The sequence below is a fragment of the Acinetobacter sp. UBA5934 genome (assembly GCF_002430855.1).
Lineage (GTDB): Bacteria > Pseudomonadota > Gammaproteobacteria > Pseudomonadales > Moraxellaceae > Acinetobacter.
This window is the reverse complement of record NZ_DJDC01000152.1, coordinates 1-13,347: the sequence shown is the minus strand read 5'-3', so window position 1 is coordinate 13,347 and position 13,347 is coordinate 1. Positions and strand designations below refer to the sequence as shown.

The following is a 13,347-nucleotide window of genomic DNA, read 5'->3' as shown; positions in this document are numbered from 1 at the left end:
CAGGCGCTGGTTCGGGCCAGATCGATTGCCGGTGAAGTTTCACTGCGAGAAAAATTTGAAGATTTACGCTGCCGTATTTTGACTCAACCGCGGGATGAGGCGAATGTTCGGGCAGAAGTGTTAAAAATGCGTCAGAAGATGAAAGATCATCTGGGTTCTTCCAAAGAGCAGCAAAAAGATGGGATTTTTCATTTAAAACAGGATGCAGGTGGTATCGTTGATATCGAATTTATGGCACAGTATGCGGTATTAGCATGGAGTGGGTCGAATCCTGATCTCGCCCATTACTCCGACAACGTACGAATCCTTGAGGATGCCGCAAAAACGGATCGCTTATCCAGCGCCGATGCGACAGCATTGATTCAAGCTTATCTCAGTGAACGAGCCGAGAGCCACCGTTTAGCCCTTGCAAATCAATCCATGCAAGTTGCAGCTGACGACTGGCACGATACCCGAGAGGTCGTTTGCAAGTTATGGCAAAGATTAATTGATCCAACTGCAACTTTTGCGTTGGATAGAAATGACTGTGTATAAAAATTTGGAGTGTGTGCCATGAACTTGGCTGATCGTGATGGTTTTATTTGGCAAGATGGACAAATGGTTGACTGGCGTGAGGCGAAAATCCACGTCCTAACTCATACATTACACTACAGTATGGGTGTCTTTGAGGGTGTCCGTGCTTATGAAACACCAAATGGTACCGCGATTTTCCGTCTCCAAGATCATACAAAACGTTTGCTTAACTCTGCAAAAATTTATCAAATGAAAGTTCCATTTGATCAGGCAGCACTTGAGCAGGCTCAAATTGATGTAGTACGTGAAAATAAATTAGCTTCATGCTATTTGCGTCCAATTATCTTTATCGGTTCAGAAAAACTCGGTATTGCTGCAACCAATAATACGATTCATGCGACTGTAGCGGCATGGGGCTGGGGTGCTTACCTGGGTGAAGAAGCCATGGCGAAAGGTATTCGCGTGAAAACTTCATCATTTACCCATCACCATCCAAACGTGACCATGTGTAAAGCAAAAGCGTCTGGTAACTATACCTTGTCGATTCTTGCGCATCAGGAAGTGGCACATTCGGGTTATGACGAAGCGATGTTGATGGACCCGCAAGGTTATGTATGCCAAGGTTCTGGCGAAAACGTATTCTTGGTGAAAGATGGCGTATTGCATACCCCTGATATCGCTGGCGGTGCTTTAGATGGTATTACCCGTCAAACCATCATTACCATTGCTAAAGACTTGGGTTATGAAGTGGTCGAACGTCGCATCACCCGTGACGAATTCTATATTGGTGATGAAGCATTCTTCACGGGTACTGCTGCTGAAGTGACGCCAATTCGCGAATATGATGACCGTATCATTGGTGAAGGCTGTCGTGGTCCAATTACGACACAAATCCAGAAAGCGTTCTTTGATGCAGTTCAGGGTAAAGATCCTAAATATGCACACTGGTTAACTTACGTAAAATAAGTTGATCGGTTAAGATGAGAAGGCGGAACGAAAGTTTCGCCTTTTTTGTATTTAATAGATATTGTACAGGTGCTGAATGACATTTGAGTCGGCTATGCGTAGATTTAAACTACGCATGAAAAAAAGAATGTATAAACTTGATAAAAAGCGCTGGCTTTCTGAAAATCAGTCAGATTTGCAATATTTTGAAGAAAAATTACTGTATTCCATGCCAGAAACTTTACAGTTGGTTGCGCAAGGAAAATCACTAGCACGTTTTGGCGATGGCGAAATCACTTTAATGGATGGCGATGATATTGATTTCCAGAAATGTCATCCTGAACTCGCATTGGAACTTGAAAATATTTTAAAAAACCAAGATGAAAAATTGTTAGTCTGTTTGCCGACCATATTGAAAGCTTGTAATGATGATGAAGTCAATTGGTGGCTAAAATTTTGGTATGTACGTTGGAAAGACTTAAAACAAAAACTGAGCTTTGAACATTCATACGGACATTCTATGGTGACACGTCCAGATTTTTTCATCATGTATCCCGAACAGGCAGTGCCGGCATGGAAATCAATTTGGCAGAATCGTAAAACTGTTTTAATTACAGGTGAGGGTTCTAAACTAAATTTAGAGCATACGCTGTTTGATAATGTTTCAGCCCGTCAAATAATTTATTCAAAAGCGACGAATGCGTTTGCTGATGCAGAGCGGATTATTGCGGAGTTGCAAAATACTGCTAAGCAAAGCTGTTTGATTTTGATTGCTTTAGGTCCTACTGGAACGGTTTTAGCCAAACGTTTTTCCGACCTGGGCTATCAAGCATTAGATATTGGTCACATCACTAGTTCATACGATACGGTTTTTCAGCAGAAAGCAGGCTAATTGGCAGTCCATTCAAGCAGCATCTATGAGGATTTTTCTCTATGCATATTGTCTACGTCAGTGATGGTAAAGCAGGACACCGTTCGCAAGCAGTCGGTTTATATAAAGCCATGCAACGCATAAGCAATATCGAAGTGACCTTTCAGGAAATCTCCATTCAGCAATTGCCAATTTTCACGCTGTTAAAAGGCATGTTGAGTCATCAATTGGCACTGTTTGAAAAAAAGCCGGATTATATTTTTGGCGTGGGCAGTCATACCCAATCACGGGTCTTGCTGCTGGGGAAAGTATATCCACAGGCGAAAACGGTTATTTTAATGAAGCCGAATTTTCCGTTTACCTGGTTTGACCATACCATCATTCCTGAACATGATGGCGTACCTGAATCTAGACATGTGATTACCACTCAAGGGGCTTTAAACCCGATTGTCAATGAACAGCGCCATCAAGCCAATCGGATTTTGGTTGCTTTAGGTGGCTCATCCAAACGTCATCAGTGGAATGAAAAGAAGGTGTTAGAGGTGATTCAGAATATTGTGCAGCACCATCCACAAGCTGAAATTATTTTAACCACTTCACGTCGTACTCCCAAAGAATTTCTTGGACATTTATCAGCTCAGCCTTATGTCAGTCAGCTACAGATTTTCCCGGTGGAAGATACGCCGCAAGGCTGGATCTTTGAGCAGATGCAACAAGCCGAAGCAGTTTGGGTCACGGAAGACAGTGTTTCCATGATTTTCGAGGCTTTAACAGCCGGTTGTAAGGTAGGGATAATTGCGATAGACCGTTTGAAATCTGATAGAATTACCACATTGTTGGATCAGCTTTTATCGACATCGTCAGATAAACCACATCACAATCTATTGAATTTAAAACTGAATGAAGCAACCCGAGTTGCTGATATATTATTGAAAAAATAGAGTTGTTTCTTCATGAAAATTTTACATATTGCGAATTTTGGCTTTAATAAACAAGGCGCGCATTTTTACTGTACAGACCGCAAAATTTCAGCGGGATTAATTGAAAATGGTCATTTTGTTTATGATTTCAGTTTTCGCGATATGGCGCGTATGGGAACAGTGTTCAAAACCAAAAAACTCGGTGCGAACTGGGCCAATAAAGAAATTCTAAAAATTGTGGATAATATTGAGCCGGACTTGGTTTTGGTGGGACATAGTGACTTGATGAGTCCAAATGTGCTCAAAGAAATCAAGCAGCGTTATCCTCAAACCAAAATAGCTTTCTGGTACGTTGACCCCCTGTATCTGGAACAGAAACTCGGTTTTGTACGTGAATTTTCACCCTATCTGGATGCCATTTTCTGTACCACGGGTGGTGAATATCTGAAAAAACTCAAGCAGCCGCATTTAAAAGTGGCTTATATGCCCAATGTGGGACATCGTAATGTAGAACAATTAAAACAGTTTGAATCAAGTAATATTGATAAGGAATTTATTTTCTGTGGCGTGGTGTATAAAGAGCCGGAACGTGAAAAATTCCTTAAAGATTTGGCTGACACTTTAAAGAATAATCATATTCAATATCAGTATTATGGCTGTTTTGAACAGCCGGGCGTGTATGGGAAAGGCTATTATAAAGTATTGTCTGAATCACGTATGGGACTGAATTATTCACGTAAAAATGATGTCACCTTATATAGTTCAGACCGGATTGTGCAGCTCACAGGCAATGGCTTATTAACATTTAGTCCACGAATTCCAGGCTTCGATAAATTATATTCTGATCAAGAAGTGATTTATTTTGATGATCAGTTTGATTTGGCTGAAAAAATTAAATTTTATGCAGAACATCCAGTTGAGGCGAAGCGTATAGCGGAAGCGGGTTGGAATAAAACACGCAACAGTTTTAATGCTAAACGCATTAGCCAGTTTATGCTTGAAGTGACGTTTGATCAGCCATTGTCCGAAGCTTATGAATGGTCACATGAGGTATACGCATAATGTGGTTATTGTATGTGGTATTGGGTTTAGTCGTCTTTGTGGCAGTATTATATCTACTGGGAAATTATACCTTTTGGCTGCCATTTCGTAGCGCCAGTTTGCCAAGAATAGTCATGCTGCATCAAGTCACGCCACATGTAGAAGCTTCAGGCATGAATATGCCCCCCGCCAAGTTTGAGCAACTGCTGCAATATCTAACTAAAAAGAAGTCTACATTCTGTTTTGTTTCGGAACTGGATCAGTTTCAGGGGCAAAAAAATATCGTAGCATTATCCTTTGATGATGGATTCTTAGATAATTACCAGTATGCCTATCCCTTGCTGAAAAAATACCATGCCAAGGCGACCATTTTCCTGGCAACCCAAATCGAAGGTATTGAAAAACTCAGCCCTGAACAGATTTGTGAAATGTCTGATTCAGGCGTGATTGAGTTTGGCGCGCATACCCAGCATCATGTTAATTTGCTGAAACTGTCCGATGAACAGGCTTTTGCAGAAATGCAGGCCTCAAAACAGGATGTTGAAGCACTGGTTGGACGTTGCCCAAGTTTTGCTTATCCCTTTGGCCGTTTTAATGAAAAGCATCAGCAAATGGCCAAAGAAATTGGTTTTAAAAATGCAGTGTCTACCCGCAAAAAAATCGAAGCCTATACAGCGGAAAATCAATTTAATATTCCTCGTGTCAGCACACACGGGGCGATGAATGCCTTACAAATGCGTATTGCCTTAGCCAAAGGACGTTATAAATTATGAGTATTCCATGTAGTGTTTATATCGTCACTTTAAATTGCGGCGCATGGCTTCAAGATACCTTATACAGTGTGCGTGATTTTTCTGAAGTGATTATTTTGGATTCTGGCAGTACGGATGATACGTATGCGATTGCCCAGTCATTTCCGAATGTGCGCATTTCGCACCAAAACTGGCAGGGTTATGCCGGACAAAAAAGTCTGGCCTTGGCGCAGTGTAAAAATGATTGGGTACTGAACCTGGATGGCGATGAAGTTCTGTCATCCGAGTTAAAAAATGAAATTGAACAGACCATTCAGGCCAATCAGATTGATGCCTTAATCACGCCAATTAATGACGTATTTTTGGGTGTGCCGAACAGCAAGCACACGAAAAAGCATGCCAAAGTACGCTTTTTCCGCAAAAGTAAAGGGCATTATGACCTGGAAAATGAGGTCCATGAAAATGTGCTTGTCGATGGTCAGAGTGTTCGTGCGCAAGGCGATATTTACCATTACGGTGAATCCAGCATTTTTGTCAAAGTGGAAAAAAACAATCAGTATTCCAATTTGAAAGCTGCCGAGAAATTTCAAAAAGGCAAAAATCCAAGCTTGTTAAAGTTGAGCTTAGTTATGCCGGTGACTTTCTTGAAATCATATTTCATCCGCCGGAGTTTTTTGAATGGCTGGCGTGGTTTTGTGAACAGCATGATTAATGCGTTTTATGCTTTTTTAAAAGAGGCCAAGTTGTTTGAACAGTATCAAAATGCGTCCAAGAATAAACAGGACAAGCCATGAAGATTGTTCAGGTTTTGGCGACCAGTGGCGGTGTCGGTGGTTTAGAGCAGCACACATTTAATCTGGTCAATGAAATGTCATTGCAGCATGAAGTGCATATGATTGCGCATCCATGTTATGCAGAAAAGTTTAATCAACATGTACATTTTCATGCGCTTGATTTTGCTCGTAGTCGCTGGAATATTTTCTTACTCTGGCAGCTGAAAAACTTGATCAATCAAATTCAGCCGGACATTGTGCATGCCCAGGCAGGTAAGGCAGCGGAGCTGATTTCCCGGATTCGACCATTTTTAGCCAATGTTAAAGTGGTGACGACTGTTCACGGCACCAAAAAGAATAAATCTGCTTATTTGGTGGGAGAAGCAGTCATTGCCGTGAGTCAGGCATTAACACAAGGGATTCCTGAGTCGAAAGCCCATGTGGTTTATAATGGGGTATATGCACAACCCAGTCTGACAGATGCACAAAAGCAGGCATTGAAAGCAGATATTGATAAGAATTTTCCTGCCTTGGGTGCGGGCAAAAAAAATGTGATGTGTATTGGCCGTTTAGAGTCAGTTAAAAATATTGCACTCTTGATTCAGGCCATGCAGTGTGTAGATGCCAATGTGTATATCATCGGTGATGGTTCATTACGCCCGGCACTTGAACAGCAAGTTGCTGAATTGAATATGCAAAATCAGGTCGCATTTTTAGGCTTTCGAACCGATGCACGTGACTTGATTCAGTTGGCCGATGTCGTGGTGCTTTCATCAGACCGTGAAGGATTTCCTTTGGTGATGGTAGAAGCCTTACAGGCAGATAAAGTCATGGCTGCAACGAAAGTGAATGGCGTAATTGAATGGCTGCCTGAAGCATATTTGGCTGAAATTGGCGATGTACAAGGATTACAGCAGGCCATTCAGAATGCGTTGAATGGCAATGCTCAGCAGGATTTTCTGCCCTTATTTGCTCAAGCCAAAGCGGAGTTGACTGTTGCTGCAATGACACAGCAAACGCTCAATATTTATGAGCATTTGCTAAAGAGTTAGCTATTGCTTAGCGGATAAACGAATTGCATCCAGCACCACAAAGTTATTTTCTGCATTAATAGTGTGGCAGCCATCGTCCTCATTGTTCCAGTTTGGCAATACCACTTCTAAAAGGTGTTCTTGATAAACCGTCGGGCTAAGTTGAATAATTTCTTTTAGCTCAATATTGCCGCCATAGCGTTTGAGTGAATCCTGACTTGGTCGAACCAGTTTGTCATTGTAAATAAAAGGTTTGCCTGCCATACGGAACTGTTGCTGGCCTTTGCACACCGGGTTTTGCGGATGCTCTTGCCAGTCTGAATTAAGAATATCTTTAGTAAAGAACAGGTCTAAACGGTCACCAAACTTTTTACAGTTTCTGCGTGTCGAGCTAAACAGGTACCACATGCCTTCATGGTAAAAAGGTGTGCTATCGACAGCTTCAATACCTTCCAGAATATTGGAATGTTTTTCCCATTTCAGAGGAAACTCGGTACATTTCCACAGCTCAATGGTCTTATTGGCACTGGTTTCGGGAATCATGTACCAGTCATTTTCGATTTTAAATACGCATGGATAAGACAAGTGATAATCCAGTTTTAAAATGGTTTGTGGTTCTGTATAGCGTCCATCTTTGAAAATTTCCAGCACTGAGAGAAACCCTACAGGGTGTACATCATCAACTTCTTCAAAGAAAATAAAATGACGATCATTTTCCTGCACATAAAAACAGTCTGCAAAAGTGAATTTTCCGGGCGAATGGATTTCAAATAAATTATGTAGCTGATCTTGGCTTTTTAAGGGGTGATCAAGCCAGCCAAAGCGCATGTACCAATGAGAATTAAACTTTTTGAGTTGTTGGTTTTGTTGAAATTTGTACCACTTCTTTAAAATTGTACGCATCATATAAGTAAGGAAACATATAAGGCTATCTATCCAATTCTACATTAGATATTATGCGATTAGGGTAAAAGCGGTACATTTTATGAAAACTTACATCGTCAGTATTGAAGAAGATAATTCTCCTCGCTTAAATAAATTATTTAGCCAGCCTTTTTTTAAAGATGGGCAGACTAAATTCTGCAAAGTAGGTATTAAGGGAGGGAATTTATCTGCTAAACAATATTTTGAATTGGGTGTAAAAGGCCGGTCTAAACCATTATCACCTAGCATGGTGGGATGTACTTTGTCTCATTTAGAAGCGTTAAAAGCCTTTTTAGCTACAGATGATGAATATGCTCTTGTCATTGAAGATGATGCAATTTTTCCAAATGATTTAACGATTGAAAAATTATCAACAGCATTGTCTTCGCTTAAGTTACCTAGAAATACCTTGTTCAGTATAGGGGGCATTCGGATGAAAGAATGTCAAAAAGTTCGTGGAGATATTTTAGATCAAGAGTTTTTATCTCAGAAAATTTTAAAAGTATCACCAGATTTTTATCAGCGAATTTGTTATGCCGTTGCCTATATTGTTGATCGGGAAATTGCGCAGACATTGATTAATTATCATCGTCCTGTGCGAGCAGCAGATGACTGGCGATATTTAACTGATTTCAATGAAACAGCCTCGATTTTGATGACAGCAATTGTTGATCATCCAATAATTGCTGCTGGGGAGCAGAACTCACAGCTTAGCTCAATTGAACAGGAAAGAGTTGAAAGTTCAGATGTACCTATGAGTCGTTTTGGTACACCTTTACGATATAATATTGCAAAGTTTTTATACAAAAAATATCCAAAATAAAAATATTTTTTCTTAAGTAAACAGTTTTGAAGAAAAAATTATTACCATTATAATTTTATAAAGGTACTCTAGATATACAATCTTAAGTAATACGGTTTTTTCATATTTAAAAATCTATAAGAGAATCTTTTTTAAATTTTTGTTTTAGTAAATAAGGAGAAATAAGTGCTCGATCTGATCCTATAAGCTTAATAAGTTTTGGCATAATATCCGGCCTTCGCATTAATATAAGTGATTCAATAAAGTAAGTATGAGATTTAGCACCTATATTTTGATAAAGAAAAGCATTTTTATCACAATTGATTAATGAAATACTTGCTTTAGTTTCTCTTAATACTTTTTGACAAACAACATATGCAATTAAGTATTCAAGTATTCCTATTTTTTGAAAATAATCGGAATAGTTAGGAATGGTTTTTTTTATTTCTAAAATATAATTCTTCGATCCTAAATTTAATGCATAAATTAATTCATCTAACCATTTTTTGAAGAAAATATTTCCTTTTTCTGAAGCTAAAAGCCAATTTTCAATGACGGGATATTCAGGTACAGTAACATTTTCTGCCCTGTAATATCCAAATGCAGATGTTCTGTTTTTATTGCAAATATCAATAATCCAATCTAAATTAGAATAAGTTATGATACTGCCATCTAGCCATATACCACCATAATGATATAGTAAATAGAACCTTATTAAGTCTGATTTTTGCTGAGGAGTAAGATTATTAAATTCAGTAAAATTCAGGTCGCAAAAAGATGCAGTATTTTTTATATTTAAAACATTAATTTGATAGGTTGGATTTAGTTTTTTTATTTGATCAAAACATTTTTGAACAATAGGGGGGATTTCTGAGTCCCAGTACATCCATATTATTTTAGGTATATTAATTTCATGTGAATCATCTATTGGATTTAAAATGATAGGATCTGCATAATTGTCTGGATTTAAATTTTTTAATCTAATGTTTTTATAATATCTTATATTTAATGACACTAGACGAAATATTTTTCTTATAGATTTTCTTAATCCCATTCAATAGCCTTTTAAATTTAAATATTATAAAATTTTAAAAATAAATATCTTAAAAAAGATTTATTTTTGTACTTTGAAATTTTTTCAGAAATATCGTAGTTATTCCTTATCCGGATTTCCTCTCAATACCATATAAATTAATCCCACAAAAATAAGTAAGGCTCCGCCTAAACTGCTGACACAAAAATATAGAATGCGTTCGTTTGTATGCATGTTAAATAAGCCATTGGCTAGGATATAACGCATAAATAGCCACTGCACAACAGAAAACACAATCAACATAATGCCACGATTACGAACAGCGGGACGCATAGCCATAGCTTGCTTGACTCAATAATAGAAAAACAGGGCTATTATGCCATTAGCAGCCAGCAATCTCAATTCATTCCATTTTGGTGTTCTGTTCACCTAACTTGAGATGAGAAGGGGAAAGATAATATTTAAACTCTATAGGGATTAACATTTCCATAACAATTTCTAAAGCGTTTATAAGACCAAATATACTGTTCTGGCATTTTCGCAATCATGAGCTCCATTTCTTGATTTAAGCATCCAACACTTTTTTGCAGCTCTTTTGATGAGATTTCCGTTGATAGAGGAATACATTGAATATCGAAACTAGATGTATCGGGATTTCTTGTACAGCTTAAGCCCACTACATTGCACTGAGTTTTATATGCTAATTTAGAAACAATGGTAGCGGATAGGGTATTTTGCTGAAAAAAATGAGCATAAATACCCCCCGAAGATTTAGGTAAATGATCGGGAAGAACTACCGTAAGACCACCTTGCTTTAAGTATTTGAAAATAGAACGTACACCGGTTTCATCGGCAGGAACCAATATTGCGTTAGTCTTTTGACGTGATTCTAAAATATAGCGATTTATGCCTTTTATCTTATTTGGCTTATACATAATCATGGGTTGAGTATGTGTACAAAGCCAGGCATTTAATAGTTCCCAGCTACCAAAATGTGGCACGACGACAATAACGCCTTTTTGATTGGTCAAGGCTTCTGTTAAATAGTTTGTACCATGAATTTTATTTAAGAGTTTTAAACTGTATTGAGGTGACATCCCCCAGCATTTAATACATTCTACATAACTTAAACATTGACTTCGAATACTTTCATGAAGCAACTTTGCTCTTTGCACTACTGTCAATTCTGGGTAAGCCAACTTTAGATTAATACAAGTTATACGTTTAAATGACGAATTGCTTCTACAGAGTAGCCATGCTGCAAAGCAGGCTAGATTTTGCAGCATACGTAAAGGTAGTAAGGCTAGAACTTTAAATAAAAAGTACATAAATTCTTAAAGGACTCTTGAAGTATTAGGTTAAATTAGAATGTTGACAAGAGTCTAAAAATCTAAGATAGAAATGATTAAAAAAGAATCTTACTAACAAGATAGAATGAATTAAATTAGTGTAATAATGCACATAGGATTTAATTCTTAAACAAGATAACATATCGCATCTAGTGAATTATTATCAAAAATTATCAAATTTTAATTATTTTCTATCCTATTTTTGAAACAATAAAAAACCCTGCCTAAGCAGGGTTTTGATCACTGAACTAATAAAACATTAAACTTCTTGTTTAGTTTCAGCTTTAGGTTTTTCGCGTAAACGGATACCCAAATCACGTAATTGATTGCCTTCAACTGGAGCAGGTGCTTGAGTTAATGGACATTCAGCAGTTTTGGTTTTCGGGAATGCAATCACGTCACGGATTGAAGATGAACCTGTCATCAACATCACCAAACGGTCAAGACCGAATGCCAAGCCACCATGAGGAGGCGCACCGAATTTCAATGCATTTAACAAGAAGCTGAATTTCTCTTCGGCTTCTTCTTCAGAAATACCCAGCGCTTCGAAGATCGCTTTTTGCATTTCTAAGTTAAAGATACGCAGTGAACCACCACCAATTTCAGTACCGTTCAATACCATATCGTAAGCAACAGAAAGTGCAGCACCTGGATTGTTCTTCACTTCTTCAACGCTTGATTTAGGCAGCGTGAATGGGTGATGCACAGATGTCCATTTACCGTCATCTGTTTCTTCAAACATAGGGAAATCAACAACCCAAAGTGGCGCCCACTCGCAAGTCGCCATCTTCATGTCATGACCGACTTTAATACGTAAAGCACCCATTGCATCATTGACAACTTTGGCTTTGTCCGCACCGAAGAATACGATATCGCCATTTTCAGCGCCAACACGTTTCAACAAATCAAGCACGATTGGCTCGATGAATTTAACGATTGGAGATTGCAGACCTTCAATACCTTTTTCAAGTTCGTTGACTTTAATGTAAGCCAAGCCTTTTGCACCGTAGATGCCAACGAATTTAGTGTATTCATCAATTTGGCTACGTGGCAGCGCACCAGCACCTGGTACGCGAAGCGCAACGATACGGCCTTTAGGATCTTTAGCTGGACCTGCGAATACTTTAAACTCAACGTCTTGCATCATGTCTGCAACGTCAACCAGTTTCAAAGGAATACGTAAGTCAGGTTTATCAGATGCATAGTCGCGCATTGCGTCTGCATAAGTCATACGCGGGAATTTGTCGAATTGAACGTCTAGAAGTTCTTTGAACATCTTGATCGTTAATGTTTCCATCAAATCCATAATGTCATCGTCACTCATGAACGATGTTTCAACGTCGATTTGGGTGAATTCAGGCTGACGGTCAGCACGTAAGTCTTCATCACGGAAACATTTAGCGATTTGGTAGTAACGATCGATACCGCCTACCATCAACAACTGTTTGAACAGCTGTGGAGACTGTGGAAGTGCATAGAAGCTACCGTTAGAAACACGACTTGGAACGAGGTAGTCACGTGCACCTTCAGGCGTCGCACGAGTCAAAATCGGTGTTTCAACATCTAAGAAACCATTTTCTTCAAAGTAGTTACGAATTAGGTTGGTTAATTTAGAACGGAAACGCAGACGTTCTAACATCTCTGGACGACGGATGTCCAAGAAACGATATTTCAAACGCACTTCTTCAGAAATATTGGTGTTTTCGTCATTTAATGGGAATGGCGGAGTTTCAGATGCAGCAAGAACTTCGATTTCTTTACCCAGAACTTCGATTTGACCGCTAGTGATATTCGCGTTTTCAGTACCTGCATAACGACGACGTACGCGGCCTGTAATTTTTAATACAAATTCTGAACGTGATTTGTCCGCAGTTGCGAATGCTTCAGGGGTATCTGGGTCAATAACCACTTGAACAAGACCGTCACGGTCACGCATGTCCAGGAAGATAACACCACCGTGGTCACGGCGACGGTGTACCCAACCGCATAATGTTACGGTCTGGTCAATTTGGGCTTCAGTTAATGAGCCACAGTAATGAGTTCGCATCATAGCGTAAAAAATCCAACTATATGGGTTAAGGTCAGCGTATACGTAAACAGCGTACCGCTTTTTCGAATGTTGAATTATGCCTCTTTGGCCGAATTGTCACAAGTTCTAATTAAAAGTGAGCTATAGGTGAATAATAGTACTATTAATAGGCTATAAATAAATAAGGAATAGTTTCTTACGAATGTATAATCAGTTAATCCACAAATAAATGTAAATAAAACTATACATATGCCAGTTACACAAATATTTCTATGCAATTCGCTAATATTATTTTTGAAAATTGTGGAAATAAAAATAAATAAAGGAAAAAATATTAATGTAGACATTCCTATGAAGCATAGTA

13 protein-coding genes and 1 pseudogene are annotated in these 13,347 nt (G+C 38.7%); 9 read left to right on the top strand and 5 right to left on the bottom strand.

The features are described 5' to 3' along the window. The 8 genes and pseudogenes from B2Y23_RS10555 to B2Y23_RS10520 all read left to right on the top strand — a co-directional run. Positions 1–534 (top strand): annotated as a pseudogene (locus B2Y23_RS10555) (bifunctional glutamine synthetase adenylyltransferase/deadenyltransferase); the annotation flags it as partial. 18 nt (positions 535–552) lie between these two features. Beyond that, a complete protein-coding gene (locus B2Y23_RS10550) occupies positions 553–1,479 on the top strand; it encodes a branched-chain amino acid transaminase (RefSeq protein WP_291357128.1) in 927 nt (308 codons plus the stop codon). Positions 1,480–1,606: 127 nt separating this feature from the next. Next, on the top strand, positions 1,607–2,350 hold the full coding sequence (locus B2Y23_RS10545; RefSeq protein ID WP_291370724.1) for a GT-D fold domain-containing glycosyltransferase: 744 nt from the start codon (positions 1,607–1,609) through the stop codon (positions 2,348–2,350). Between the two features lie 41 nt (positions 2,351–2,391). Beyond that, positions 2,392–3,270, top strand: a complete 879-nt coding sequence (locus B2Y23_RS10540; RefSeq protein ID WP_291370722.1) for a mitochondrial fission ELM1 family protein — start codon at positions 2,392–2,394, stop codon at positions 3,268–3,270. A 12-nt stretch (positions 3,271–3,282) separates the two neighbouring features. Beyond that, positions 3,283–4,311, top strand: a complete 1,029-nt coding sequence (locus B2Y23_RS10535; RefSeq protein ID WP_291357134.1) for a glycosyltransferase — start codon at positions 3,283–3,285, stop codon at positions 4,309–4,311. Continuing rightward, positions 4,308–5,063, top strand: coding sequence for a polysaccharide deacetylase family protein (locus B2Y23_RS10530; protein ID WP_291357225.1), 756 nt, complete (start codon positions 4,308–4,310; stop codon positions 5,061–5,063). The genes B2Y23_RS10535 and B2Y23_RS10530 overlap by 4 nt, the downstream gene beginning before the upstream one ends. Then, positions 5,057–5,836 (top strand): glycosyltransferase family 2 protein, encoded by a 780-nt coding sequence (locus tag B2Y23_RS10525; RefSeq protein WP_291357227.1) that lies wholly within the window; start codon positions 5,057–5,059, stop codon positions 5,834–5,836. The genes B2Y23_RS10530 and B2Y23_RS10525 overlap by 7 nt, the downstream gene beginning before the upstream one ends. After that, positions 5,833–6,867 (top strand): glycosyltransferase, encoded by a 1,035-nt coding sequence (locus B2Y23_RS10520; RefSeq protein WP_291370720.1) that lies wholly within the window; start codon positions 5,833–5,835, stop codon positions 6,865–6,867. The genes B2Y23_RS10525 and B2Y23_RS10520 overlap by 4 nt, the downstream gene beginning before the upstream one ends. Here the strand turns inward: B2Y23_RS10520 and B2Y23_RS10515 are convergent, their stop codons facing one another. Further along, the gene (locus tag B2Y23_RS10515) at positions 6,868–7,752 is read right to left on the bottom strand and encodes a glucosamine inositolphosphorylceramide transferase family protein (protein WP_291357138.1); all 885 of its coding nucleotides are present in this window, start codon (positions 7,750–7,752) and stop codon (positions 6,868–6,870) included. Positions 7,753–7,831: 79 nt separating this feature from the next. On the opposite strand from B2Y23_RS10515, the gene B2Y23_RS10510 reads away from it, so the two are divergent. Continuing rightward, complete coding sequence (locus B2Y23_RS10510) at positions 7,832–8,593, top strand: glycosyltransferase family 25 protein (RefSeq protein ID WP_291357140.1); 762 nt, start codon at positions 7,832–7,834, stop codon at positions 8,591–8,593. A 106-nt stretch (positions 8,594–8,699) separates the two neighbouring features. Here the strand turns inward: B2Y23_RS10510 and B2Y23_RS10505 are convergent, their stop codons facing one another. The 4 genes from B2Y23_RS10505 to aspS all read right to left on the bottom strand — a co-directional run bounded on the left by B2Y23_RS10505 (position 8,700) and on the right by aspS (position 13,004). Further along, positions 8,700–9,626 carry a glycosyltransferase family 32 protein gene (locus B2Y23_RS10505; protein ID WP_291357141.1) on the bottom strand — a complete coding sequence of 309 codons (927 nt, stop codon included), beginning with the start codon at positions 9,624–9,626 and terminating at the stop codon, positions 8,700–8,702. 99 nt (positions 9,627–9,725) lie between these two features. Then, positions 9,726–9,944, bottom strand: a complete 219-nt coding sequence (locus B2Y23_RS10500) for a hypothetical protein (protein WP_291357144.1) — start codon at positions 9,942–9,944, stop codon at positions 9,726–9,728. Between the two features lie 122 nt (positions 9,945–10,066). Further along, a complete protein-coding gene (locus B2Y23_RS10495) occupies positions 10,067–10,933 on the bottom strand; it encodes a lysophospholipid acyltransferase family protein (RefSeq protein ID WP_291357146.1) in 867 nt (288 codons plus the stop codon). 280 nt (positions 10,934–11,213) lie between these two features. Further along, a complete protein-coding gene (gene aspS, locus B2Y23_RS10490; protein ID WP_291357148.1) occupies positions 11,214–13,004 on the bottom strand; it encodes an aspartate--tRNA ligase in 1,791 nt (596 codons plus the stop codon). Positions 13,005–13,347: the final 343 nt, after the last annotated feature.

Bases quoted from the DNA above. Each gene is read 5' to 3' on its own strand.
- B2Y23_RS10550 (WP_291357128.1), top strand. From the start codon at position 553: ATGAACTTGGCTGATCGTGATGGTTTTATTTGGCAAGATGGACAAATG.
- B2Y23_RS10545 (WP_291370724.1), top strand. From the start codon at position 1,607: ATGTATAAACTTGATAAAAAGCGCTGGCTTTCTGAAAATCAGTCAGAT.
- B2Y23_RS10540 (WP_291370722.1), top strand. From the start codon at position 2,392: ATGCATATTGTCTACGTCAGTGATGGTAAAGCAGGACACCGTTCGCAA.
- B2Y23_RS10535 (WP_291357134.1), top strand. From the start codon at position 3,283: ATGAAAATTTTACATATTGCGAATTTTGGCTTTAATAAACAAGGCGCG.
- B2Y23_RS10520 (WP_291370720.1), top strand. From the start codon at position 5,833: ATGAAGATTGTTCAGGTTTTGGCGACCAGTGGCGGTGTCGGTGGTTTA.
- B2Y23_RS10515 (WP_291357138.1), bottom strand. From the start codon at position 7,752: ATGATGCGTACAATTTTAAAGAAGTGGTACAAATTTCAACAAAACCAA.
- B2Y23_RS10510 (WP_291357140.1), top strand. From the start codon at position 7,832: ATGAAAACTTACATCGTCAGTATTGAAGAAGATAATTCTCCTCGCTTA.
- B2Y23_RS10505 (WP_291357141.1), bottom strand. From the start codon at position 9,626: ATGGGATTAAGAAAATCTATAAGAAAAATATTTCGTCTAGTGTCATTA.
- B2Y23_RS10500 (WP_291357144.1), bottom strand. From the start codon at position 9,944: ATGGCTATGCGTCCCGCTGTTCGTAATCGTGGCATTATGTTGATTGTG.
- B2Y23_RS10495 (WP_291357146.1), bottom strand. From the start codon at position 10,933: ATGTACTTTTTATTTAAAGTTCTAGCCTTACTACCTTTACGTATGCTG.
- aspS (WP_291357148.1), bottom strand. From the start codon at position 13,004: ATGATGCGAACTCATTACTGTGGCTCATTAACTGAAGCCCAAATTGAC.